Genomic DNA, 24,431 nt, shown 5'->3' with positions numbered 1-24,431 from the left:
CCGCCGCCATCCAAGGCCCGGCCACGAAAGGCAACGATGAACACCATCACCAACAAGCCGGAGGCCTTGCGTGCGGCCATGGTCGACCACATCAAGGCAGCCGGCCATGCCACGAGTCCAGCAGTCGAACAGGCGATGCGCACCGTTCCACGGCACGACTTTGTTCCCGGGGCCACCGTCGAAGACGCTTACGCCGACATTGCGGTCATCACCAAGCGCGCCAGCGATGGCTCCGCCCTGAGCTGCGCGTCCGTGCCCACGGTCGTTGCGATGATGCTCGACCAACTCCAGGTCCAGCCCGGCAACCGCATCCTGGAGATCGGCGCGGGCACCGGGTACAACGCCGCTCTGCTCGCTCAGCTAACCGGTCCTGGTGGCGCCGTGACCACCGTCGATATCGACTCCGAGGTCACCACGGGCGCCCGCAGCGGTCTGGACGCCACCGGCAACGAGCATATCGAGGTCATCACGCGCGACGGATCGCTTGGCGCGCCTGAAAACGCACCGTATGACCGGATCATCTTCACTGTCGGCGCGTGGGACCTGGCGCCGGCCTTTTGGGAGCAGTTGGCTCCGGGAGGCCGCCTGGTTGTGCCGCTGCGTTGGCGCGGCCAGACGCGCAGTGTGGCGTTCGTTCGGGACGGTGATGCCCTGGTCTCGGACTCGATGGAACTGTGCGGTTTCGTCCCCATGCTCGGGCAAGAAGGCGAGCGGAGCAGCTCCATCGATGCTGACGGGCTCGTGACGTTGTTCTGGGACATTGACCAAACGATCGACGCCACAAGACTGACCGGCGTCCTCGACCAGACCAAAGAGTCGATCTGGTCCGACGTCATGGTCGGATCAGAGGAACCCTTCGACGGCATTTGGCTGCGGATCACCGGCCACGACAGCCGCATCTGCCGCATCTCCGCCGACCACGCCGCTGTGGAAGCCGGCCTGTGCACCCCCGCCATCCCGATCCGCAGCCCAGCGCTGATCGAGGATGACAGCCTGGCGTACCTCGCTATCCGGAAAGTTGAGAGGGGCAGGTACGAGCTGGGCGCCATCGGGCACGGCACGTACGGCGCCCATCTCGCCGGACAGCTCTGCGACGAGATTGAAGCCTGGAACCACAACCGCAACGCCCAGCCCCGTGTTCGCGCGTATCCGGCCGGCACGCCCACATCAGCAATCCCGTTCGACCAATCGCTGAACCACGAGGTGATTCAGAAGTCCGCGTCGCGACTGGTTGTAAGCGTGGGCTGAGTCGCCCGGTGAGGAGTTGTCCACAGGTGTAGCTCGGGGCCGCACGTTTGTGCGGCCTGGAGGCCCACGCCTGTCTCGCTCTCGTCTACCGCGCAGATGACGAAGCCGCATGTGCGCTGCGCTCCAGGCCGCCCAAGCCGCCGGACATGACGGCATCTACGCCATTGCCTCGGCGAGCGACACCTAACTGAGACGACCTGCCAAGCGGTACTCGCGAACGAGTTGTCCACGGCATCATCCACCGCCGCTCCGGGGCTGCTCGAGCCAACTCCCCAGCGGTTAGTCATCTGCCGCTTCCTCCACCGCTCCCACTCACCGAATGGCAGACCATGACCGACCATGCGCAGGAGCTCCTCGCCACGATCGGCAAGGCGATGGCCCGGTCAGCCTTCCCAGGATGCGAAGAAGCCGAACTGAAGATCACGGGCGCAGGGCCTTTGTCGGGGACGACCTTCTCCGCAAACGCCGCGGACGGCTCTGTCAATCGCAAGATCGGTCTGGAGCGCGACGGCCAAGATGCTGCCGATCAACTGCGCAAGGAGATGTACCAGCCCGGCAAAGGAGCCTGGTACAACGCCACCATCACCTTGACCCGCAGCGGCCGGCTGACCGCCGACTTCGACTACGACACCCCACCCTTCGAAGGCGACGCCGACCCCGACCTCTTGATCGAAGATCATCGACTGTTCCCCCGCGATCCCGAACACCTGCCGACGTGGCATCCTGCGAAACAACAGTCATGACACCAGGAGCATGCAAGCTGACTCGCCTGCTTGGATGACGGTCGGCGTTCACTCAGTCTTCCTCGTCGCGATCCTCGTTCCTGCGACGACGGGACGCTTGCTCAGCAATCCTGTTGGAGAGCTTGCCCGTTGCCGACTTGGCTCGGCCGAAAGTGTCGTTGCCGAGGCGCCTGGCGGCGTCGATGCCGTCTGCCCCCGTATCGAGCGCCTTGTCTCTCACGTCAGTGGCCGCGTCCACCCATCGTCTCGCCTCCAACGACTGTCGATCGCGCTCGATCCCGAGCCGCCCCTGGAAGTTGACGATGGTCTTCGCGACGTGGTTGCTCGCCTGCACCACCTCCCGGGAGTTGGTCGGGTGCAGCAGGACCTTTGTATTGGCCCTGCCAGCCGCTGCATCCATTCGAGTCATGAGGCTCTCGGTGGTTCGTGAGATGAGCCCCAACCGGTTGTTGCGGGCTGCGCGAAGTGCGAGGCGATGCCGGTCCAGCTCGTCCGGGGACGCATCCAGCACTCGGTCCAGCTCGAGCACGGCAATCGCGTCCTGTAGTTGGAAGCAGCGTGCCAGAACGGCGAGCCATTCCTGAACCTTCAGCTCGGCTTCTTTGGCCGACTTCGCGAGCTCACCGAGCTTGGCAGCGCGCTCCACCTTCTCCGCGAGTGCATCGAGTTGACGCAACGCGTAGGCCTGGGTTCGTGCGATCGTCAGCGTGGTGGCCTGTACCTTCGACCAGGTGACCTCGGAGACACGTCCGACCTCTTGTCGGATGGTCATGGCCTCCTCGATCACGAAGTCCACGCCGATCATGTCCGCCAACACAGCGTCCTGCTGAGCGCGGAGTACGTCGTCGAGCTTCTTGTCGATCGTGGCGAGGTAGTCCGTGATCTCATCCATGGCCTGCTGCATCGCGAGCTGCGCCATGATCCCCGCTGCACCAGCCAGAACCGCCGGGTTGGTTAGAAGTGTCCCGGGGCCCTTCGCGAATTCGACGAATCCTTTGATCTGCCCATGGCTTCCCTTCAGGGTGCCTGTGCTGAGCCCTGTCTTCGAGCTTCGTCTCAGCCCGTGCTTCTGCACAAGCTGCGCGGACTCCTTCGTCAGTTTCACCCAACGCCCTGAGTTTGCCGCGATCTCGGAGCCTGCCTGTGCAACTCCAGCCCCCGCACTGAGAACCGACCCGAGCCGTTGCAACCCGAGGTCCTCCGATGGCAGCCCCTCGGAGACCAGAAAGCGTTCGACAGCCGCCGGGTCACCGACCACTGCCAGCCCATCGCCGTCACTGATCAGCTGAATCTCGTCATCCATTATCGGCTCCTGGGTGTGGGCGGGAAAAGGTAGCTCTTGTCAGTTGAGGGTGGCGCAGTCGGGGCGCTATTGAGTCTCTTGAGTCTCTGCAGGTGTCGGCGCCATCGTCGACCGGCGGACCGCCCTCGCCTCGCATCAGGCCGCATAGCGCGGTGCCATTGCTTCCATCTGCTCGATGACAAGCTTGATCGCGCCCGGCTGCCTATCCGGCGGGTACTTGTACTTGACCAATAGTCGCTTGATAGACGATCGGAGCTTGGCACGTACGTCGTCGCGAACCGTCCAGTCGGTCTTGATGTCGCGGCGCATGACCTCGACCAGCTCGCGGGCGATCTGCGCGAGGACTTCTTCTCCCTGGACTTCGACGGCGGACTCGTTCGTGCTCACTGCGTCATAGAAGGCCAGTTCGTCCTCAGACAGCGGCGGGCTGAAATGCCCGCCGCGGTCGGCCTCGGCCGCGACCTCCTTGGCCATCTCGATCAGCTCGGCGATGACCTCTGCTGAAGTGAGCTGCTGGTTGGTGTACTTGTTCATGAGCTCACGGATGCGCTCAGAAAACGCACGCTGCCGAATCAGGTTGTTGCGGGTCGCCTTGCCGGACTCCTCAGTCAGCAGATCGCGGAGCGCTTCGATCGCGAGGTGCGCGTTCTCGGCCTTCTGCGCCTTCAGCTGGAACTCCGGACCGAGGTCGGATAGCGACGGCTTGGGGAGGCCAGCCGCCTCGTAGATGTCGACAATCTCGCCGGTCGCAGTCGACGTCGCGACCAAGTTGGACAGCAGTCGCTGCACCTCCTCAGGCACCGGGCGCCCCGATGCCTGACGTTCCTGCGCGTCGAACTTGGCCATCCATACCCGCACTTCCTCATAGAACTTCGCATCCTGGCGAAGGTCCTCGAGTGTGTCGCGACCCGACGCGAGTGCCCATGCTCGTGCGAGCTGGTTGGCTAGCTTCCGGAACTGCTGAGCGAGCGTGCTCTCGCCCTCCCCAGGCTGATTGCCCGGAGTCGCCGGCGAACGGAGGTAGTTGGTCAAGCCGACCGCGGCTTTGATCCAGCTCGTCGCGTCCCTGTGTAACTTCGTACGCCAGTCGTATCCGGCGCAGAGACTGTCAAGACTCGCCAGCAAAGACCGCGCAAGGACAGCGGCTTCGTCGACATTCCGACCGACGGGTTGTTGCAGCTGATCCGTCGCTGTGTACTCCGCCAATGCCTTGCTGAGGTTGTCGGCCAAGGGTGCGTAGGCGACCAAGAGACCGCTGGGCTTACCACGGAAAGTGCGGTTGACCCGCGCAAGCGTCTGCATCAGCAGGGCGCCCTTGAGTGGGCGGTCGAGGTAGAGAGTATGCAGCGGTGGAGCGTCGAATCCGGTGAGCATCATGTTCTGGACGATGACGATCTGGAGCGGATCCTCGGCGTCCTTCAGGCGCTTCTGGATGCGCTTGTTCAGTCCATCGCGTCGAAGATGCTTCGCAATTAGGCCTGTATCCGTGGCATCCCCCGAGTAGACGACTTTGATGGCGCCGTCGTCGATGCCGTCTTGGTGCCACTCAGGGCGAAGTTTGACGATCTCCTCGTAGAGATTCGCGCAGATCTCGCGGGTTGCTCCGACGATGAACGCCTTGCCCGGCGAGGTGATGAACGGCGCCATTGCCTCGGATCGCTTGTCCCAGTGATCGAGAATGTCTGCCGCCAGCGCCCGCAGCCGAGCCGGGGCCCCGTAGACGGCGTTGATCACCGCGACCGACTGCTCGATCCGCTCACGTTCGACGTCGTCGAGTCCGGTGGTCATCTCGTCGGCAGCTTCGTCGAGCTGGTCCTCAGTCACCTCGCCGTCGAGCTTGACCTGGATGATGCGAGGCTCGAAGTAGACCGGAACCGTCGCGCCGTCATTGACTGCACGCGTCAGGTCATACGTGTCAATGACACTGCCGAAGACCTCTTGGGTGTTCCGGTCGGCGAACGAGATCGGCGTACCTGTGAACGCGATGAACGCGGCATTCGGGAGTGCATCGCGGATGTGCCGGGCGAAGCCATCAAGGTTGTCGTAGTGGCTGCGGTGCGCCTCGTCGACGATGACGATGATGTTCCGGCGATCGGTCAGCAACGGGTGGTCGAGGCCTGCCCGACGCTCTCTGTCTGTGCGGCCGAACTTCTGCAGGGTCGTGAAGTAGATCCCGCCGGTGGTGCGATTAGACAGCTCGGCTCTGAGCTGAGAACGGGTCGCCACCTTGACCGGAGTCTCAGCAAGGAGGCGTGACCTGTTGAACGTCTCAAAGAGCTGGCTGTCGAGCTCGGTACGGTCGGTGACAACGACGAGAGTCGGATTCTTCAGCTTGGGCTGGAGACTGACCATGTGGGCGTAGAGTTCCATCTCCATCGACTTGCCAGAGCCCTGCGTGTGCCAGACCACGCCAGCCTTGCCGTTGCTCTCGACCGCGGCCACCGTAGATCCAACCGCCTTGGTCACCGCGAAGTATTGATGCGGCTTGGCAATGCGCTTCGCGTATCCCTCGGCTCCTGCATCGAAGGCCACGAAGTTGCGCAGCAGTTGGAGAAACCTCTCCTGGTTACAGACTCCATTGAGCAGGAACTCCAGTTCGATGCCCAGGTCGGCCTCGGAGTCCGACGCGCCAGGTGTCAGCCGCTTCCCGTCATCATCGACGTTCCATGGCGAGTAGTGATTGAACGGGGTGAAGGGCGTGCCGTACCGGGCCGTGATGCCGTCACTGATGATCGACAGCACACAGAACCGGAACGCCATCGGGAATTCACGAAGGTACGTGGCCAACTGCGCATGCGCGGCGGCAACGTCCGCGTGCTCGGAACTCGCCTTCTTGAGCTCAACGACGACGACCGGCATACCGTTCACGTACAGAACGACATCGAACCGCCGCTCGTGCTCAGACGACCTGACGGTGACCTGGTTGACTGCTAGGAACTCATTGTCCTCGACAACATGACTGACGAGTCGGATCGTCGGGTTCTGCTCGATGCCGTCGGAGTCGATGTAGCTGATACCGCGATAGCCGTGAACCAGAATCTCGTGCAGCCGATAATTCTCAGCCAATGCATCCTGCGACTTGGGAGCCACAATTTCCGCGAGCGCCTGCTCGACGTACTCTCCTGGAACCAACGGATTCAGCCGCCGCATCGCCTCAAGTAACCGCCCCCGCAACACGATGTCATCCCAAGTTGTCCGCCCCCCTTCGCCCCCCGGCGCAACCTCTGCCCCATGAAGCGGTTCCCACCCATGCTCGAAGAGCTGCTCCAACGCAACCTTCTCCCATTCCGCCTCACTAATCATTACAAAACCCCCTCCACAACCTTCTCCGCGTCCTGCACCCGAACCCTGCCTGACATCAGCAGCGGCAGTAGCTCATCCCGCGTCTCCGCCAGCTTCAAGGATTCAATCTCGGCCGCAAGCGCGACCGTCCAAAGTCCAGTCATCAGCTGATCAACGCGCTGGACCTCGTCCGGCGCTGGCACGCTCACGGGCTCATCAAGATGACGACGCTGAATGTGGCCCATCGTCGTGGCCTTGTCCGCGGCGATTGCCTTGAACTCGTCGAGCTTCGCATGTACCGCCTGATTCACGAGCCACTTCGGCCACCCTGCGTTGGGTATGACCTTGAAGATGTGCTGGTTGACGATCGCCTCCGGCCTGAACCATCGGGTCGCGGTCAACGATCCCGACCAGGCAAACAACAGGTCGCCTGGTCGGGCGAGGTGGTCCTCCGGAACATCAATGTCGTTGTAGACCGTCGACGCCCCGATCCCCGAGTTGAGCTCGGCGATCCGCACGACGACCCGCCCCATCCCGGTCGCGTCTCTGGTGTACGCCTTGCCGTTGACGAAGCGTGCGAGCGATGAGAGCGGAACTTGTTTCCCGGCGGCGATCGCGCGGAAGTGAGCCTCCGCCAACTCATCGGCGCTGCGGACAACGCGCTCGTTGGCAGCGATCTTCTCGTCGAGCGCCTCCAGAACCTCCGCGATCGCCCGCTGCTCATCCAAAGACTCCGGCCATTTGACCGGCAATGGGTGGAAGTGATTCCGGTTTAGAGTTGGACTTGCGGATCCGACATTCAGATGCGCAGGATCGATTGTCAGGAGCGCATAGTACACGAATCGTGGAAGATTTCCTCTGAAATCTTTCACCCACAGCGTGGTGTCGTGCGGCCAGAAGGGCCCGTCGACATAATAAACCCGCCCCAGAGTTCCCTTTCGGCCAATTATCACGCCCGGCCCGTCGTTCATCGATCTATTATGATGCGAACTGATTCCACCCGAGGATACGACCGGGATGGCGCCGTCGAGCACTTGCTTATCCTTCGTGATGTCATATCCACGCTGAAGCGTCACCACCTGGCCCCAAGTAGTGATCCTCCAGTCAGCCATGGATCCGCTCCATCGCTTGGCGCACTGCGGTCTCGCGGCGTGCCGACTCGTCGAAGGCCGTCAGAAGTTCCTTGGCGAGGCGCTCGATCTTCGTGTCGATGGGCTCCCCATCGTCCTCGGTTTCGATTGCACCGACGTAGCGGCCAGGGGTTAGCGCGTATCCGGCATCCTTGATCTCGGCGAGAGTGGTCGACCTGCAGAAGCCTGGGATGTCTTCGTACTTCACGCTCTTGGCCGCGGCGGAGGTTGATCCTCGCCAAGCATGATAGGTGTCGCCGATTCGGACAATTTCTTCGGGGGTTAGGTCGCGCTCTGCTCGGTCGATCATGTAGCCGAGGTTTCGGGCGTCGATGAAGAGGACCTGGCCGGTTCGGTCGATGGAGCCTTGCTTGCCAATGGCCTTGTCCTTGGCGAAGAACCATAGGCACACGGGGATGCCGGTGCTGCGGAAAAGTTGCGTAGGTAGGGCGATCATGCAGGAGATCAGATCGGCTTCTACGATCTGGGCCCGGATGTCGCCTTCTCCGTTCGAATTCGAGGACATGGAGCCGTTGGCCATAACTACGCCGGCGCGGCCACCGGATGCCAGCTTCGACAAGATGTGTTGAATCCAGGCATAGTTGGCGTTGTTCGCGGGCGGCACGCCGTACACCCAACGCTTGTCTTCGACACTGCGACTCCAGACCTTCAGATTGAAAGGCGGATTCGCCATCACGAAGTCCATTTTCACATCTGCATGCTGATCGCGCGCAAACGTGTCGCCTGCGACCGCGCCCAGTCCATCGTTGCCGATGCCGTGGATCGCTAGGTTTAGCTTCGCCAGGCGCCAGGTTTCATCGATCGATTCCTGCCCGAAGACCGACACACTTTTTGGGTCGCCATTGTGTTCGTGAATGAACTTCTCGGTTTGCACGAACATTCCGCCTGAACCACAACAAGGATCGTACACGCGGCCAGATGCCGGTTCGAGCACCTCGACAATGACTCGAACGACGCTAGGCGGAGTAAAGAATTCCCCACCACGCTTTCCCTCAGCCCGAGCGAAGTTTCCTAGGAAGTACTCGTAGACCTCGCCCATCAAGTCACGGGCGCGATGTTCGCCAGAACGACTGAAGCGCGCGCTATTGAACAGGTCGATCAGCTCGCCGAGTCTTCGCTGATCAACACCTTCGCGGTTGTAGCGCCGCGTGAGTGTTCCACGCAGGCTTGGGTTTGCTTCCGCGATCGAATCCATCGCGTCATCTATCAACGACCCGATGGTACGCGCAGGCTGGTCGCCGATGGCTGGCCTTCCCTTCGCGTTCTCGGCGAGGTACGTCCACCGCGCCTCTGGCGGTACGACGAAGACTCCGTAGCCCTGGTATTCCTCTGGGTCGTCGATCAGATCGGCGATCTGGTCCTCGTCGTAGCCCTCAGCCGTCAGGTCGGCACGGATCGCCTCGCGGCGTTCGTCGTACGCGTCAGAGACGTACTTCAGGAAGACCAGACCGAGGATGACGTCCTTGTACTGGCTGGCTGACAGCGAGCCGCGGAGCTTGTCTGCCGCCTTCCAGAGCGTATCTTTCAGTTCCTTCATCGTCGAAGGAGCCTCTGGTTGTTTCTTACGTGGTGGCACGTCAGCCTGCTCTCTTGATGGTGATGGGATCGACCGTGACCGCACCACTGGCAACACCCTCGATGAGGCTGGTGGTGAGGTCGTGTGTGGCTTGAATATGACGCTGAAGATTCGCCAAGTACTCGGCCGCGCCAGCTAGTGCGGCATCGAGCGCCTCCGCCTCCGTCGCGTTGAAGTCCGGCACGCTCCAGGTCTCCCAGTCGGTCCCTGGATGGGTCATTCGATTGATGATCGCCGCAAGGGCGTGCGGACCGATGGATGCACCGGATCGGAGCCGCAGGATCCGGCTGGGGGATGCGACTAACGCGCCGCCTTCTTGGTCGACACGGGCGAGTGGCCGCGGCCGCTCGACGAAGATGACGTCACCCGGATCAGTTCGGGTCGCACGGGGGTACCGCTGTACGGCATCAAAGGGATCGAGCCGGAGATCTTCGCCGGCCGCGTCGGCGGTCAATACCCGGACAGTACCGGCAGGATCCGGACGCGACACGTCGATACGGCTCCCACGCCTCATGACAAGGTGCCCAGCCTCGACGAGTTGCCCGAGCGACCGCTGCCGCAAGAGGATTTGCGCCGGAGCCGGCGCGGCGATCACGTCGTACCCAGGAATGGATTCGTTTGTCGTCAGGGTAGCCGTGTGGATCTGATCGAGGTGACTCATCGCCCCTGTGCTTCCGAGGCGAATCGCCCGTACACCACGAGGTACAACAGGCCCGCCAGCGAGCACAGGCGCCAGATCTCCGCGCCGCGCGTATCGATACGCGCGGCTGTCGGTGAGAGCCAGAGCTGCCGACACATCGGACGCGAGGTCAGCTGAGTCGATCGTCTCCGAAGTCAGATCGGCCATCCTCAGCGATTGATCAGTTCGTCCGCCCTGGACGATCCAGATCCCGAGACTCTGTCGGTGCGCGGCCTTCCACAGGCCCCGCGGCAGCCTGATTGCCATCGCCAGGCTGCCACTACGGAGAGTCTGAGACCGCCGCTGCTCCGCATCGCCTATCAGCTGGTCACACAGCACCGCTGCCGAACCAAGGACCACACCGATGTCCGTCGGTCCTAGCGAAACAACCAACTCGTCCAGGCTCTCGAGCGCTACCGCCTCCGGCTCCCCCACCACTGACACCACACGAACCGTACTCCGCGCGTCATTGAGTAGATCGAAGCCCCAGATCACAGAGCGGCGCCGCAGCTCGCGTATCGAGCCGTCGGACGAGTCGACGCAGAAGCCGGCGAAGCCTGTGGCGAGCTGTGAAGCAAGACGGTGATCTGACGGCGGCACCAGAGCGATCGAATCGTCGCCGAGATACCCACGCGCAGTCGCGCAGAGAGCGCGCAGTAATCCGATTACCTCCTCGGAGAGCCCTCGGTCTCCTGCCTCCCGCTGAATCCGGCCCGACTCGAACCGCGTCAGCGCGTCGGATGCACCATAGGACGCCTCGACCAGGTCGTCGACGTACTTGAGGAGGCCGGCGTCTGCGACGAGCGCACGGACCTCCCTGAGCAGAATCCGGTCCATCGGATCGGCCAGCTCGGCCAGCGCATGCAGTCCCGCAGTGTCCAACTCCCCCAGTTCTGCACCAGTCATCGTGTGCAGGCACAGGAGTGTTACGGCGGCCTCCCCGTCGACCGCCTCAGGGATCGAGAGCGCCGGCGCGTCCTGCCGCGCCTCAAGGTTGTTGCCGCGCGCGGTCTTCTCCAGCCAGGCAACGATCTCATCCCGGTCGAACCGCTCCACCCCGCCGGTGGTCGCGACGGCTTTGGGGAACGGGAGCCACTGCCCACGAACACGAGGGCGCGCGCGCCACATCGAAACCACAGGCCGGCTGACGCGGGCGAGAAGTGCCACGTCCGGCAGAGTCAGCGTTGGCCGATGTTCCATCGTGCACCTCCGTCCATTCGATGCGCCCAAGACTATGCGTCATCGGTGCCGTCGTGAAGGCAGATCACTGATAAGCCGCCTTATCGGGGTTCTACGTGGCTGGCAGCGGCATCGCGGTTCATGCTCTTCTCAATCGCCGTCATCCGGACGGCAGTAAACCGAGGAGCACACTCTCAATGACCAGAGGTGAGACAGCGGCGCACTTCGACGCCGTGAGTACAGCGATCGTCGTCGAATCGCTGACGATCGCCGACACGGACGTCGTACGCGAGGCTCAACACTGGACCACCGGTCGCCGGGGTCCAGTCGTCGAAGACCCGAGCCAGCTGGCCGGCTGCGATCTGTCGGCGTTCGCCACGGAGGCGATCCTGCTCGGGGCGCGTGCGCTAGCGGCCACCGCACAAACGTCCGAGGTCCGCCTCCTGGAACACATGCTGAAGGAGGTCGGCGACAAGACCGCGGCCGCGAGTACGAACGCCGCCAAACTGACCGAACTCGCAGTCAAGGACGCCTCGACCGTCGTCGTCCGGGTCGCGAACGACGCGAAGAAGGCCATAACAGAGGCAGATGAGCAAAGCCGCAAGGAATTCACTACGGCAGTTCAGGGTGCGAAGAACGACCTGACCGCCGAGATCCGTCGCCTCGTCGGCGGAGAAGCCCCCGAGCTACTCGAACGTCTTCAGCCGGTGCTGGACAAGTTCGGCGCCGGCCTGGAGACGCAGGTTCGGACGAGTACGCGTGAGCTGCTCGACCGCGCAGCGAAGCAGTTCGATCCCACCGATCCTTCGTCGCCGATGGCGAAGCACGCCGCGGCTCTGACGGCTCAGCAGGAGAAGGTCACCCAGCAGATCGAGAAGAACCACGGTGAACTCGCAACCAAGGTCGACGAGCTGACGACGATCCTCAAGGTGCAGCAGGCCAAGAGCAAGCTTGCCAGCGTCACACCGATCAAGGGCGGCTCGTTCGAGGAGCAGATCCACGACCTGCTGCGCGGCATGGCGGCTGCCCTCGGTGACGAGTACGTCGACACCACTGCAAAGATCGGTTTCATCCCGCGCAGCAAGAAGGGCGACGGCGTCCTCACGGCAGCCGGCACCACTCACGTCGTACTCGAGATGACCGACTCGTCACGCAGCGGATGGGGTGACTACTTCGACGAGGCCGAGCGGAATCGTTCCGCGGTTGCTTCGATCGGCATCGTTCGTACGCCGGAACAGAACGGCCACCAGGCGATCCGGGTGCTCGGGCCGCGACGCGTTGTCCTGGCATTCAACCCGGAACGCGACGACCCTGAACTGCTTCGCACCGTTGTACTGCTCGTCCGCACAGTCGCGCTTGCCGCGACGTCTCGAACGGGGTCGAGTGAGGTCGCCACCGCCGAGGAGAAGATCGGCGAGGCGCTCGCCCAGCTGGACAAGATCGCGAAGGTCAAGAAGCTCGCAAGCAGTATCCAGAAGAGCGCCGGAACGATCGACGGCGAGTGCACCAGTCTCAGCGCGTCGATCCGCCGCCTGCTCGACGAGGCGCTTGTCGCCCTGGCCGGAACACCGACCGCACAAGCTCACCTGGCCGACCTGGGCACAGGCGCCGCCTGAGCTCAGCCTCCGGCGCGTCAATCACGCCGGATCTCGGGATTCGAGAATCCAACTTCACTGTGGGGGACCAAGAAATGTCTCAGCACCAGCAAGGACCGCAGTATCAGCCTGGTTTGCCGCCGGGGCCGCCGGTCAAGAAGCGGCATACGGTTCGGAACGTCGTGATCGTGGTGACGGCGGCGTTCGTCGTGTTCGCGGGCGGTTGTGCCGCCGTACTGGCAAACGGGCTCAACGAAGCGACGAGGGAGAGCACGGCAACCAAAGCCGAGGCGCCGGCCACCGCTTCGTCACCATCGGCATCGCAGACATCCGCGGCGGCGACCGAGCCTCCCGCGAGCGCGGAGCCTACGGCTACCCCGACCAATGAGGATCGGGTTGCGAAGGTCGGGGCGACGCAGTGGTTCGAGTACAGCGACGGGATGAAGGTTCAGGTCACCAGCCTGAAGCGGTACCGGATCGGCCAGTACGCCGCCGGCGGGAAGCCCGGTGACGTCGGAGTCATCGTCACGGTGACGCTTCAGAACGGCTCCACGAACACGTTCGACACCGGACTGGTCGACGTGAAGCTCGCCAGCGGGCCGAACGGAGATCAGGCCGAATCGGTCTTCGACACGGACCAGAACCTGGGCGGCGGGTTCGAGGGGTCGATCCTTCCGGGCAAGAAGAAGACCGCCCGGTACGGCTTCGCGATCCCGAAGGCGAACGCGTCCTCGACGCTGCAGATCGAGATCGCGCCCGGCTGGGACTACGAGGGCAGCCACTTCGAGGGCTCGTTGTCGAAGTGACTCAAGGCCAGAAGACCGGCTCTGCGGAGGGAGAGAGCCGGTCTTCTGTCCGCACGGAAGGGTCGGCTGTCGCGCAAGGAAACGTCACTCAGCCACTGACTACCGGCAAACCGAAGCCCATTAGTCAGGAACGGGCAATGCGTCGGGTGCGGGCTGGCTAGGAGCGTGGGAGGCAGCACTTCTTGTACTTGGTGGTCGAGCCGCACCAGCAGGGGTCGTTTCGGCCGGGTGGCCAGTTGACCTCGGCGGAGCCCGCCTGGACGAGAGAATCGCTGTAGGCCTGAAGCACATCTCCGTCTAGGTGCACGCTGTCGGTTGCCGTGGCGAATGCCGCGAGGCCATCGGCCGAACCGACCACGGCTGCCAAGCGGACCGCGCCGTGCTCCGCGAAGGATGTGAAGTCTCGCTCTGTCATTGCTCGATGCTCGTCCCACGTCGCACCACAGTCGGCGGCCAACTGCGGCCAGCGGCTGAGGGCTTCCTCGTACTCCGGCTTTGGCAAGAACATCAAGACCGGCCCGTCGTCCGGCTCCTCCAGCGCATCCAGCAACTCGTCCGCCAGGTCGTCGTGATCGTCGTGCGGCAGTTCAAGCTCGTGCCGAACAGCATGGCGAGCCTGGAGGAGTTCGAATGCCACCATCGCGACCTCGTCGGACGCCGAGGCCGAAAGTTCGGAGTCCAGTTCGTCGTGACGCCGGAGAGCAACGCCGAGTGCCTCCGTCAGCCATGCCTCGGCGGTTTCCGCTCGACCGTTCGACACGAGCACGTCGCTGAGAAGAGTCGCTGCCTCGGAGTCCTCAGTCAGCTGGTCACGCAGAAGCGAGAGTTGCGTCATCGCCTCGTCGTCGCGGCCGGCGAGAAACAGCACGTCCGCGCGAACCGCCATCGGGTAGCACGCCGACTCGTTGCCGGATTGCTCGTAGGCTTCGATACCGCGCTCTGCCAAGGCGATCGCGGCATCTGGCTCGCCGGCATCAGCGGTGATCTCGGCCGCGACGATCAGGGCATAGGAGACATCAGCATCGTCTTTCAACCGGCCATGCTCTACGGCATCGACGAGGGAAGCCGCGAGCAACTCGGGCGACTCGCTGTCGATCGCCTCCTCCGCGATGCGATCGATGTCTTCCGTCGACAACACGCCATTCATGCGCACACCCCACGGTATCAGCGCAGGACGATCCCGGCTGGACCTACTGCGAGGACCGCGAGCGGAAGATCAGTAGTGCCAGTAGTTGCGGCCGTCGGCGTTCCACTCCAGGGGGACTGTGGTGCGGTTGGTGAAGGCCATGCCCAGGCCCTTGGCGAGCTCGACGGTGCGGGTGAGCTGGAGGGAGAAGGCGTGCTGGTTGTCGTCCCACCACTGCTCGTACTGGGTGATGCAGGTTCGGCCGGCGTAGTACGGGTTGGAGCAGGGATGAGGCGGTAGCCACTTCTGGAGGTGGCGGAAGTTGACTGTCGTGGAGCTGTTGGGGGGCTTGATGGTGCCGGTGGCGTCGAGGCAGTAGCCCGAGGTCGGAATGGTCCATTTCACGTAGTGCTGGCGGCTGCCGTCGGACGGGAGGGGCTGCAGGTTGGTGCAGTTCGTGTCGCCGAGGGATTCGGTGCTGACGCGTTGGATTTGGGTGAGTGGGCGGCCGGGGCCGTCGTTGTAGCCCTCGAGGAAGACCCAGTCGCCGTCGTGGACGAAGTGCTCCGCGGAAGCAGGCGGCCAGGCTTTCGGGTCGCCCCAGGAGATGTCGGACTCGTTCGCGCTCAGCGGAGTCCAGGCCCACTGCCCGGCCGCGGTGCCGCCGGCGAAGTACTGGCCGGCGGCCTTCTCGAACATCAACGAATACTCCGCGTACGTCTCGGTCGCCGCATCCGAGGTCCGCGGACCGGCCGCCGCGCCAACGGTCGTAAGCACCGCCGAGAGACCGATCACGAGACCGAGCGTTCTGATCACAGACTGTGACTCTAGCCCACCCCTGCCCAAGTCCCCCCGCCACGCCGGTTCCATTTCAGGGGTTCACCTCGCAGATTGCCCCTTCACCCCTCGCACACAGCAGGTGAAGGGGCAACGGCGGAGGTGAACCCCTGAAATGGCTGGTGCGGGAGGGCCGGGCGGACGAACGCCGCACCGCCTTTGCGGATCTAGCCAAGGACCTCGCGGAGCTAGCCGAGGACCTCGCGGAGCTTGGCGGCGAACTCGTCGGGCTTGCCGGGCTGGCCGTATTCGTTGCCGAGGAAGCCGCCGTGGTTGCTCGGGAACACGACGGGCGTCAGACCGAGCCGCTCGGCCGCTGCCTTTCCGCCGCGGCCCGCGAGGGCGTTGTGCGACTCCTCGCCGACCCCGACCACGATGCGGTCCCGGACCTTGCCCAGGGCGTCGAAGTCGGGCTGGTACGACGTACAACCGCGCAGGTTCTGCCCGAGCAGCGCATCCGTCCGCGACCCGTCGTCCTCCGCGGGCAGGCCGAACATCGCGGGATCCGGCGCGGGCTGCTGGGTGTAGTCGACGGGGATCTCGCCGTCGTACATGACCAGCGCGATGAACTTCGCCATGCCCGGCCCGAGGCCGTCGAGCTGGTAGGTCTCGTACATGTCCGCGATCGCGGCCTGCGCGCTCTGGTGGTCCGGGATGATCCCGGCGAGCGGCGGCTCGTGCGCGACCAGCGTGTTGATCAGGTCGGGGCGACGGGCGGCCAGCGCCAGTGCGTTGACCGCACCGCCGCTGCTCGCGAAGATGTCGACCGGCCCGACGTCCAGGTGGTCGATCAGCGCGGCGAGGTCGGCCGCGTGATCCTCCGGCGACAGCTCGGTCAGCTCGCCGTCACGGACGCTCCGCTCGACGCCCCGCGGGTCGTAGGTCACCACTGCCCGGTCCTCGAAGTACGACGCCAGCGTCGGGAACCCGCTGGCCGCCATCGGCGACCCGATCGTCAGCAGCACCGGCCGCTGCGCCAGGTCCCCACGAACGTCGTACGTCAACGTCGCCCCAGGTACGTCGAGCGTCCGGGTCACAGGCTCCGTCATCACATCTCCCCAAAGGTCCGGCCCACCCCCATTGGTCGGCCTACCGGGAGCCTAAACCGTCCGGATCGCCCGGGACACAGGGCTGATCCGTGAAAGCGAACTGAAAGCCGGTGCGCCTTTACTGCGATGGACATCCAACTCGGGAGGGATCAATGCAGACCACGACGAAGCACCGCAGAACCGCACGCGCATTGGCCGCGGCAGGGGCCACCTTGGCCACCACAGCGGCTGTCGGCATCGCCACGGCACCTACGGCCAGCGCGGCCACCTGCAATGCCGGCAGCACCTGCGTCTACCAGACGCTGTCCAACGGTTCCAGCAGTCTCCGGTACCAGAACGCCGGCAACGCGACCATCTCGCTCACCACCGGTCCCTACGGCGGCTGGGTCTGGAACAACGGAGTCCGCTACCCCGGAGCCGACCACATCACGCTCACCACGACGTACGGGGGCTACCGCTGGAGGATCTGCTTGCATTACGGTCCCGCCGACCAGAACCAGGGCACCGGCAAGACCACCGCGGCCGCGCTCCAGCCCGGTGAGGTCGTGACCGGTTGGCGATGGCGAGGCGAGTGCGCCTCCGGTGAGGACATCTGGCGCAAGTACTGACGGACAAGCCCGGTGGTTCCGCCCACAGCGGAACCACCGGGGGTACGTCGGCGGCCGGCGGCCGGTCTGCTTAGCTGGGGGTATGACTGAGAAGCCAGAGATCGACTTTCCGGACGGTCCGCCGCCGGCGGATCTCGAGATCACCGACATCACCGTGGGCGACGGCGACGAGGCCAAGGCCGGTTCGCGGGTGAATGTGCACTACGTGGGCGTCGCCCACTCCACCGGCGAGGAGTTCGACGCCTCCTACAATCGCGGCGCCCCGCTGGCGTTCCAGCTCGGCGTCGGCCAGGTCATCCAGGGCTGGGACACCGGTGTCCAGGGCATGAAGGTCGGCGGCCGGCGCAAGCTCGTCATCCCGCCGCACCTCGGGTACGGCGACCGTGGCGCGGGCGGCGCGATCAAGCCGGGCGAGACCCTGATCTTCGTCGTGGACCTGATCAGCGTCAGCTGAGCACAAAGACAACAGCCGGCAGTGACCTCCTGGGTCGCTGCCGGCTGTCTCATGTCGTCACCGGATCGCGGCCGCCCGGATCACCTCCTGGCTGACCTTGTTCCCGGCGTCGTCGGTCGCGGTCGCCCGCAGCGAGAGGTACGACGCGCCCTTCGGCAGCCGTACGTCGGCGGACCAGTCGGCGCCGGTCCGCGACAGCGGCGCGGCCTGCCAGCTGGCGCCGTCGTCGTACGAGACCTCCAGCGTCGCGGCCTTGACCTTCCCCGCGCCCTCCACACCGGCGAGGTGGAACGCGGACAGCCCGATGTGCTGCTTGCTACCGCCCGCGAGCGCGCCGTTCAGGTCCGTCGCCAGGTGGTAGTCGAGCTGGATCAGCGGCAGGTACACCCAGTCGCTCGAGTCCGTCGTCTGCGCACGGAAGTCCCATGCGCTCGCCGTCCTCGTTCCTAGCTTCCAGCTCGCCGGCCGGGTGGTGTCCATCTCGAACCGGTAGTCGGCCCAGCCGGACGTCGCCGGTACGCCGGTCTGCACCGCCTGGAAGGAGCTCTTCCGCACCAGCGTCCCGTTCTGGAACAGGCGCGTCTCGACCGTCGAGTCGTCGTCCATCGCCCCGGTGACACCCTGGTCGCCGCTGCTCGCGGTCGGCACGTTCACCGCGAAGAAGTCGCCGCTGCGGCGCGGGTTCCAGTACCCCGAACCGACGCGCGGCCGGGCGGCCGGCGCGAACCAGGAGTTCGTCTGCACCGACAGCGGCTTGTAGGTGTGCCGCTCGCCGCGCTGCTCCCAGCCCTGCGGGTGGTTCGTCTGCTCGTACCAGTCCGTCCCCTCCTGCGTGGACACGAAGTCGACCCGCTGGGTCCCGAGATGGATCGGCTCGGTCACCTGCAGGCACGGCGGCCAGAACCCGATGCGGCAGTCGGCCCGGCTCTCGAACGCGAGCTCACCGGTCGGCCCGACGAACCGGTTGACGACCGTGGCCAGTTCCTCGGCCCGCGGCGCGTACCGCAGGTCGGCGGGGATCGCACCGGTGTAGGCCTTCACCAGGTCGTACAGGTACGGCGGCGCCTCAGTGCCCATCACCCGCAGCCGGACGTTGCCGCCGGCACCGATCCGCTGGATCAACGGGCCACCCTCGGCCGCCGTCAGCGAGTACACGGGCAGGTCGGTCCCGCCGGCGAGGTCGTAGTACTGACCAGCACCGCTGTTCACCACGACGAGCAACCGCGCTCCGGCGTCGCGCGCAGCCGTCGCCCGCACGCTCGGCGTCACCGCACTGCTCGCCGTCACGAACACGGCCTTGCCCCGAACGTCCTTGCCCACATAGTCCGCGGCCGCACCGGCCCCGGCGTACGCCGCCGTCAGCGTCGCCTTGCCGTCCCACCGCTTCGACCCGCGCTGGAGCAACGGGTGCAACTGCGTCAGGTCGACGCTCATCGACACCAGCGGCGACGTACGACGCCAGCGGGACGAGAAGTCGAACACGCCGCCGGCCACTGCGCCGGTCGGAGCGGCGTACACCTTCGTCACCACCGGCGTCGGCACGTACTGGCTGAGGAACGTCGCGTACTGCCCGCCGATCCCGGAGTCGTGGTACCAGCCCGACCGGCGGTAGACGTCCTCACCGGGCAGCGGTGTGCTGAGCGTGATCGGGTTCGCCTGCCGCGCGTCGAGAGCGAGGTCGGTGTTCCGCTCGACCACGAGGTGCGGGTTGCCGACCAGCGCGACGCCTTCCGCGCCGTCGACAGGCAGCCAGGAGTACGCGGCGTACACGCCGGGCTCGAGGCGCTGCTTCGAGACTGTCCCGGTGGCCGGGTCGATCTCGAGCGTGGTGACGAACTGATCGCCGTACTTGTACAGCGTCAGGAACCCACCCGCCGGCTTGCCGTCGCGACCGACTGCGTGCACGTTGAGGTCGTACCGCTCGCCTTCCATGACCAGGCCGATCGCGGTCTGCGCGATCTGCTTGCCGTCCTGCTTGGCGATGACAGTGCCCGAGTACGACAGGCCCGGCGTGGCAAGGTTCGGCGTCGCCGTCACGGTGACCGACGCGGTGCCGTTCGCGGGCACGGTGATCTGCTCCGAGCCGAGCGTGAACAGTCCGGCCGGCGCGGGCGTCGTACCGTCGCTGGTCACGTCGGTCGACAGGTCGAGCGTGGCGGCGGTGTCGCCGAGGTTCGTGTAGGTGACCGTGCGCTCGACCGGCGCGTCGTCACCGTGCGGCCAGGCATGGAACCCGAACTCGCGCGTCGCGGTCGCGGTGATCTTCCCGAACGCGGCCGCCGGTACGTCGAGCCGCCCGCCGCCGACCTGGTACGCCGTCTCGCCTGCCAGCGGCTTCGCGGTGCTGACCAGTGCGGACTTGACCTGCTCACCCGTCCAGTCGGGGTGCTTCTGGACGAGCAACGCCGCGGCGCCGGCCACGTGCGGCGTCGCCATCGACGTACCGCTGAGCGACTTGTAGAAGCCGGTGCCGGACGACTTGGACGCGCGGGCCGCGAGCACCGAGACGCCCGGTGCCACGATCTCGGGCTTCACGGTGGCGTCGCCGAGCCGCGGACCCATGTCCTGGAAGTACGCCCGCTGGTCGAACTTGTCGACGGCGCCGACGGTCAGCGCGGACGACGCCGCGCCCGGCGAGCCGATTCCGCTCACCCGACCGTAGTTGCCGGCGGCAATCACGAACAGGGCGCCGGTCTCGGCGCTCAGCTGGTCGACCGCGAGCGCCATCGGGTCGGTGCCGTCGCTGGCCTCGGTGCTGCCGAGGCTCATGCTGACCACCTTGGCGCGGTGCGCGGCCCACTCCATCCCGTCGATGATCCAGGACGCGGCGCCCGAGCCGCCGTCGCTGAGCACCTTGCCGATCGCGAGCTGCGCGGCCGGTGCGACGCCCTTCTCGACGCCGTTCGACGCGGCGCCGGTGCCTGCGACCGTGGACGCGACGTGCGTGCCGTGGCCGTTGACGTCCTCGGTGGTCTCGCCCGGGACGAAGCTCTTGGTCTCGACGATCCGGCTGGTCACATCGGGGTGGGTCTGGTCGATACCGGTGTCGAGGACGGCGACCGTCGTCCCCGCGCCGTCGAGGCCCTGGGCCCAGGCGCCCGGCGCGCCGATCTGCGCGACGCTCTCGGCCAGGCTGGCCTCGACCTTCTCGTCGAGGAAGACCTTCTGGATCCCGGCGCCGAACTGCCCCGGCGTCGCGGACCTAGCAGTGCTAGTGGTGATGCCGGACCAGAACTGCCTGGCCTCGGCCTTGCGCGCGGACAGCCCGACGCCGCTGATGCTCTCCAGCGTGGCGCCACGCTCGGCGTGCTGCAGAGTCGCCGCGGCGGCGCGCAGACCCGGGCGGTACTGGACGATCAGCGGGATCGACTTCACCGACGCATCGTCGTACCCCTGGTCGACGAGCGACGTGACGTTGAAGAGCTCGGGGTCGAGACGGCCCGAGGCGAGATACGGCAGCGCGACGTCCGGTACGACGTGCAGGTCGTCGCCGACCTGCTGGATCTGGACGCCGCCGGCGTTTCCGGCCGCCTGCTCGACGGAGGCGGTCGGCGGGCCGCCGGCGGTATCGGTCAGGGTCACCACGTCACCTGTCACGAGCGTGACGCGGTGGGTGGACCCGGTGGCGGCCTGGATCGGTGGAGCGGCATCAGGTACGGCAGCGCCGCCGGCCTGCGCGGGCGTCGTCGTCACCGCGGCCAGAGCCACGAGTGCGGCGAGCCCACCGGCGACGGCACGGGCGGATCGGGACATGGGCGGACCCTTCCTGGGGAGGACCTGGGGAACGGATGGCATGAACATGTCACGCCGCCGTAGACTGCTCAATGGCGGGATTACGGCATGACAGGTGTCCGCCATGCCGGACACCACCGGAGGGCCCTCGAAGGAGCGCACGATGCTCGACGTGCTGGGACTGGATGCGATCGAGGAGGGCGCCTATCGGCGGCTGATCGCGCTGCCGTCGGAGTCGCTGGAGACGCTGGCCGCCGCGATGCGGGTCGAGGTCGCCGACCTCGCCGCGGCGCTCGACGGGCTCGAGGAGAAGGGCCTGGTGGCGCGGTCGACCGCGATGCCGGGGCACTTCGTCGCGTCCCCGCCGGCGCTCGCCCTCGGGTCGCTGATCGTGCAGCGCCAGGAGGAGATCCGGCGCGCACAGCTCGAGCTCGGGCGGCTCGCCGAGCAGTACCGCGGAGTGATGGCGGACCGGTCCGACACCGACGTGATCGAGGTGGTCCGCGGCGCGCAGGCGGTGGCGCAGCGGTTCGGCCAGATGCAGCGCGGGGCGTCGGACGAAGTCCTGGCGCTGGTGAAGGCGTCGGTGGCGATCGTGTCCGCGGACGAGAACGTCGACGAGGACATCGCGCTGGCGCGGGGCGTGACCTATCGGGTGGTCGTCGAGCGGGCGGCGTTCAGCAAACCCGGGTTCGTCGACCTGGTGTCGGAGTCGCTCAAGGCCGGTGAGCTGATCCGGGTCACCGGCGACCTGCCGCTCCGCCTGGTGGTCGCCGACCGCTCGCTCGCCTTGTTGCCGCTGGCCCCTACCGCCACCGACTCCGCCGGCGGCGGGCTGCTCGTCCACCCGTCGGGACTGCTGGACGCGCTACTGCACCTGTTCGACCTGATCTGGGCGAGCGCCAACGAAGTGCTGCCCACCGACACGGGCACGACCGAGCTCGCCGCCGATCGCCTCGACGACGTCGACGCCCGGATCCTGACCTTGCTGCTGGCCGGTCTCACCGATCAGGCCATCGGCGGCCAGCTCGGGATGTCGCTGCGCACCGTGCAGCGCCGGGTCAGCCAGCTGATGGATCGCGCCCAGGTGGTCACCCGCTTCCAGCTGGGCCACGAAGCTTCCCGCCGCGGCTGGCTGGGTGTCTGATGTTCGGGTAGTTGTACTCATCCGCCGGACGCGGCGGCCGGATTGACTGATGGTATGACGACGATGGTTGCCACACCCGCGGTGCGAGCGGACTGGGTCCGGTACGCCGCCGTGCTCGCCAAGGTCCTGCTGTTCGGGTTGTTGCTGTCGGCACTGATCTGGCCGGATCTCAGCGGGATCAAGACAAAGGCGTCGACCGCCCGCCTGATCGTGTACCCGATCGGCGGGATGGTCCTGCCGCTGTGGTGGTGGGCGTACGGGCGGACGCGCAGCACACTGCACCGCAGCTTTCCCTGGGCTGCGGACCTGCTGATGACGCTGCCGTGGCTGATCGACCTGATCGGCAACCGGCTGAACCTGTTCGACACCGTCGACTGGTGGGACGACGCGATGCATTTCGTCCTGTGGGGATTCCTCACCGCCGGAGTGCTGCTGGCCTTCGCACCCCGCGATCTGTCCCGCCCCATCACCACCTTCGTCGCCCTCGGCTTCGGCGCCACCGCCGCGATCGTCTGGGAAGTCGGCGAGTACGTCACCTTCGTCCGCAACTCTCCCGAGCTCGCGACCGCCTACACCGATACCCTCGGCGACCTGACACTGGGCACCTCGGGCGCCTTGCTGGCCGGCCTCGTGCTGTATCAGTTCCGTAGGAAACCGACCGACAGGTAGGGGATCGCACGTGCGTGTTGTGTTGACGGCTTGGGGATCACGCGGAGATGTCGAACCACTCGTCGCTCTCGCGGTGGCACTCCGCCAGTTCGGCGCCGAGGCGCTCGTCTGCGCGCCGCCGGACGAGGACTTCGCCGTACTCCTGCGGCGTGCCGAGGTCCCGCTCGTGCCGCTCGGCCCGCCGGTGCGGTCGGTGGTGTCGCGCGCGAAGTCGGCGGCTCGGCCCGACCCGTTCCAACTGGCGTCCGAGCTGGTCGCCGCGCGATTCGAAACACTCAGCGCCGTGGCTGAGGGCAGTGACGCGCTGGTCGCGACCGGGCTGATGCCGGCCGGTGCGCGAGACGTGGCTGACCGGCTCGGCCTTCGCTACGTCCTCGCGTGCTATCACCTGCTCGGACTTCCCTCGCAGCATTACTCGCCCGGCGCCCGGCCAGGTACTCCGTCACCGCAGGACGAGACCGACAGACGCGCGCTGTGGGAGCAGGACGCTCAGCGCGTCAACGCCCTGTACGGCCCTGCGGTGAACAGCCACCGCGCAGCATTCGGCCTACCGCCCGTGGAGAACGTCCGGGACTACGTACTGACCGATCAGCCGTGGCTCGCGGCCGACCCGACCCTGTGCCCGTCGAGGGGACTGACCGAGCTCGACGTCGTACAGACGGGTGCCTGGTTCCTGCCGGACGACCGTGCGCTCCCTGCGGAGCTGGAGACGTTCCTGGACGCCGGAGAGCCGCCGGTGTACGTCGGGTTCGGCAGCATGTCCGCGCACGCGCCGCAGGACATCGCCCGCACGGCCGTCGAGGCGAGTCGCCGACACGGGCAGCGTGTGCTGCTCTCGCGGGGCTGGTCGGAGCTCGACCTGGCCGACTACGGCGACGACTGCCTTGTCATCGGCGAGGTCAACCAGCAAGCGCTCTTCCCTCGACTGGCAGCCGTCGTACACCACGGTGGCGCCGGCACCACGACAGCTGCCGCACGCGCCGGCGTACCTCAGGTTGTCGTGCCGCTCCTCGGAGACCAGTCGTACTGGGCGTCCCGGGTCGTCGCACTGGGCATCGGTACGTCGTACGAGGGCTCGACGCAGACCGTCGACTCGCTGTCCGAGACGCTCGGCGAAGTGTTTGGCCCGGAGATCCGCTCGCGAGCGACAGCCGTCGCCGCTGCGATCAAGCCCGACGGTGCGACGGTCGCCGCGCAACTCCTCCTCGACTGACCACACGCCCCGACCGCTTCGCCGAGTCGTGGCG

The 24,431-nt window shown here is 65.9% G+C and carries 18 protein-coding genes; 9 read left to right on the top strand and 9 right to left on the bottom strand.

Annotation, left to right across the window (positions count from 1 at the left end; genetic code table 11):
• Positions 1-36 precede the first annotated feature (36 nt).
• Both fxlM and ACWEOO_RS22145 read left to right on the top strand, forming a co-directional pair.
• Positions 37-1,248: a methyltransferase, FxLD system gene (fxlM, locus tag ACWEOO_RS22150; RefSeq protein ID WP_452144599.1), complete on the top strand. Its 1,212-nt coding sequence runs from the start codon at positions 37-39 to the stop codon at positions 1,246-1,248.
• Between the two features lie 329 nt (positions 1,249-1,577).
• The gene (locus ACWEOO_RS22145; protein WP_452144598.1) at positions 1,578-1,991 is read left to right on the top strand and encodes an immunity protein YezG family protein; all 414 of its coding nucleotides are present in this window, start codon (positions 1,578-1,580) and stop codon (positions 1,989-1,991) included.
• A gap of 52 nt (positions 1,992-2,043) precedes the next feature.
• Here the strand turns inward: ACWEOO_RS22145 and ACWEOO_RS22140 are convergent, their stop codons facing one another.
• The 5 genes from ACWEOO_RS22140 to ACWEOO_RS22120 all read right to left on the bottom strand — a co-directional run bounded on the left by ACWEOO_RS22140 (position 2,044) and on the right by ACWEOO_RS22120 (position 11,182).
• Positions 2,044-3,294, bottom strand: a complete 1,251-nt coding sequence (locus ACWEOO_RS22140; protein WP_452144597.1) for a hypothetical protein — start codon at positions 3,292-3,294, stop codon at positions 2,044-2,046.
• Between the two features lie 135 nt (positions 3,295-3,429).
• On the bottom strand, positions 3,430-6,597 hold the full coding sequence (locus ACWEOO_RS22135; protein WP_452144596.1) for a type I restriction endonuclease subunit R: 3,168 nt from the start codon (positions 6,595-6,597) through the stop codon (positions 3,430-3,432).
• Positions 6,597-7,688, bottom strand: coding sequence for a restriction endonuclease subunit S (locus tag ACWEOO_RS22130; protein WP_452144595.1), 1,092 nt, complete (start codon positions 7,686-7,688; stop codon positions 6,597-6,599). Before ACWEOO_RS22130 ends, ACWEOO_RS22135 begins: the two co-directional genes overlap by 1 nt.
• Positions 7,681-9,264 (bottom strand): class I SAM-dependent DNA methyltransferase, encoded by a 1,584-nt coding sequence (locus ACWEOO_RS22125; RefSeq protein ID WP_452144594.1) that lies wholly within the window; start codon positions 9,262-9,264, stop codon positions 7,681-7,683. The genes ACWEOO_RS22130 and ACWEOO_RS22125 overlap by 8 nt, the downstream gene beginning before the upstream one ends.
• 40 nt (positions 9,265-9,304) lie before the next feature.
• A complete protein-coding gene (locus ACWEOO_RS22120; RefSeq protein WP_452144593.1) occupies positions 9,305-11,182 on the bottom strand; it encodes a helix-turn-helix transcriptional regulator in 1,878 nt (625 codons plus the stop codon).
• 176 nt (positions 11,183-11,358) lie between these two features.
• Between ACWEOO_RS22120 and ACWEOO_RS22115 the strand changes: the two genes are divergently transcribed.
• On the top strand, positions 11,359-12,777 hold the full coding sequence (locus ACWEOO_RS22115; RefSeq protein ID WP_452144592.1) for a hypothetical protein: 1,419 nt from the start codon (positions 11,359-11,361) through the stop codon (positions 12,775-12,777).
• Between the two features lie 419 nt (positions 12,778-13,196).
• The gene (locus tag ACWEOO_RS22110) at positions 13,197-13,562 is read left to right on the top strand and encodes a DUF4352 domain-containing protein (RefSeq protein ID WP_452144591.1); all 366 of its coding nucleotides are present in this window, start codon (positions 13,197-13,199) and stop codon (positions 13,560-13,562) included.
• Between the two features lie 157 nt (positions 13,563-13,719).
• On the opposite strand, the gene ACWEOO_RS22105 is transcribed toward ACWEOO_RS22110, so the two are convergent.
• From ACWEOO_RS22105 to ACWEOO_RS22095, 3 genes are all read right to left on the bottom strand, one after another.
• A complete protein-coding gene (locus tag ACWEOO_RS22105; RefSeq protein ID WP_452144590.1) occupies positions 13,720-14,709 on the bottom strand; it encodes an SEC-C metal-binding domain-containing protein in 990 nt (329 codons plus the stop codon).
• Between the two features lie 69 nt (positions 14,710-14,778).
• Positions 14,779-15,504 carry a hypothetical protein gene (locus ACWEOO_RS22100; protein WP_452144589.1) on the bottom strand — a complete coding sequence of 242 codons (726 nt, stop codon included), beginning with the start codon at positions 15,502-15,504 and terminating at the stop codon, positions 14,779-14,781.
• Between the two features lie 209 nt (positions 15,505-15,713).
• The gene (locus tag ACWEOO_RS22095; RefSeq protein ID WP_452144588.1) at positions 15,714-16,574 is read right to left on the bottom strand and encodes an alpha/beta fold hydrolase; all 861 of its coding nucleotides are present in this window, start codon (positions 16,572-16,574) and stop codon (positions 15,714-15,716) included.
• Between the two features lie 152 nt (positions 16,575-16,726).
• On the opposite strand from ACWEOO_RS22095, the gene ACWEOO_RS22090 reads away from it, so the two are divergent.
• Positions 16,727-17,182 (top strand): hypothetical protein, encoded by a 456-nt coding sequence (locus tag ACWEOO_RS22090; RefSeq protein ID WP_452144587.1) that lies wholly within the window; start codon positions 16,727-16,729, stop codon positions 17,180-17,182.
• Between the two features lie 82 nt (positions 17,183-17,264).
• A complete protein-coding gene (locus ACWEOO_RS22085) occupies positions 17,265-17,636 on the top strand; it encodes an FKBP-type peptidyl-prolyl cis-trans isomerase (protein ID WP_355484881.1) in 372 nt (123 codons plus the stop codon).
• 57 nt (positions 17,637-17,693) lie between these two features.
• On the opposite strand, the gene ACWEOO_RS22080 is transcribed toward ACWEOO_RS22085, so the two are convergent.
• Complete coding sequence (locus ACWEOO_RS22080) at positions 17,694-21,389, bottom strand: S8 family serine peptidase (protein ID WP_452144586.1); 3,696 nt, start codon at positions 21,387-21,389, stop codon at positions 17,694-17,696.
• A gap of 142 nt (positions 21,390-21,531) precedes the next feature.
• Here ACWEOO_RS22080 and ACWEOO_RS22075 point away from each other — a divergent pair, with 142 nt between their 5' ends.
• From ACWEOO_RS22075 to ACWEOO_RS22065, 3 genes are all read left to right on the top strand, one after another.
• Positions 21,532-22,515 (top strand): hypothetical protein, encoded by a 984-nt coding sequence (locus ACWEOO_RS22075; RefSeq protein WP_452144585.1) that lies wholly within the window; start codon positions 21,532-21,534, stop codon positions 22,513-22,515.
• Between the two features lie 54 nt (positions 22,516-22,569).
• Positions 22,570-23,184, top strand: a complete 615-nt coding sequence (locus ACWEOO_RS22070) for a hypothetical protein (protein ID WP_452144584.1) — start codon at positions 22,570-22,572, stop codon at positions 23,182-23,184.
• Positions 23,185-23,257: 73 nt separating this feature from the next.
• Positions 23,258-24,397: a glycosyltransferase gene (locus ACWEOO_RS22065; protein ID WP_452144583.1), complete on the top strand. Its 1,140-nt coding sequence runs from the start codon at positions 23,258-23,260 to the stop codon at positions 24,395-24,397.
• The last annotated feature ends 34 nt before the right edge of the window (positions 24,398-24,431 follow it).

It is taken from the genome of Kribbella sp. NPDC004138, assembly GCF_053603655.1.
The sequence above is the reverse complement of the archived record's forward strand: the minus strand, read 5'-3'. Positions and strand labels throughout refer to the sequence as shown.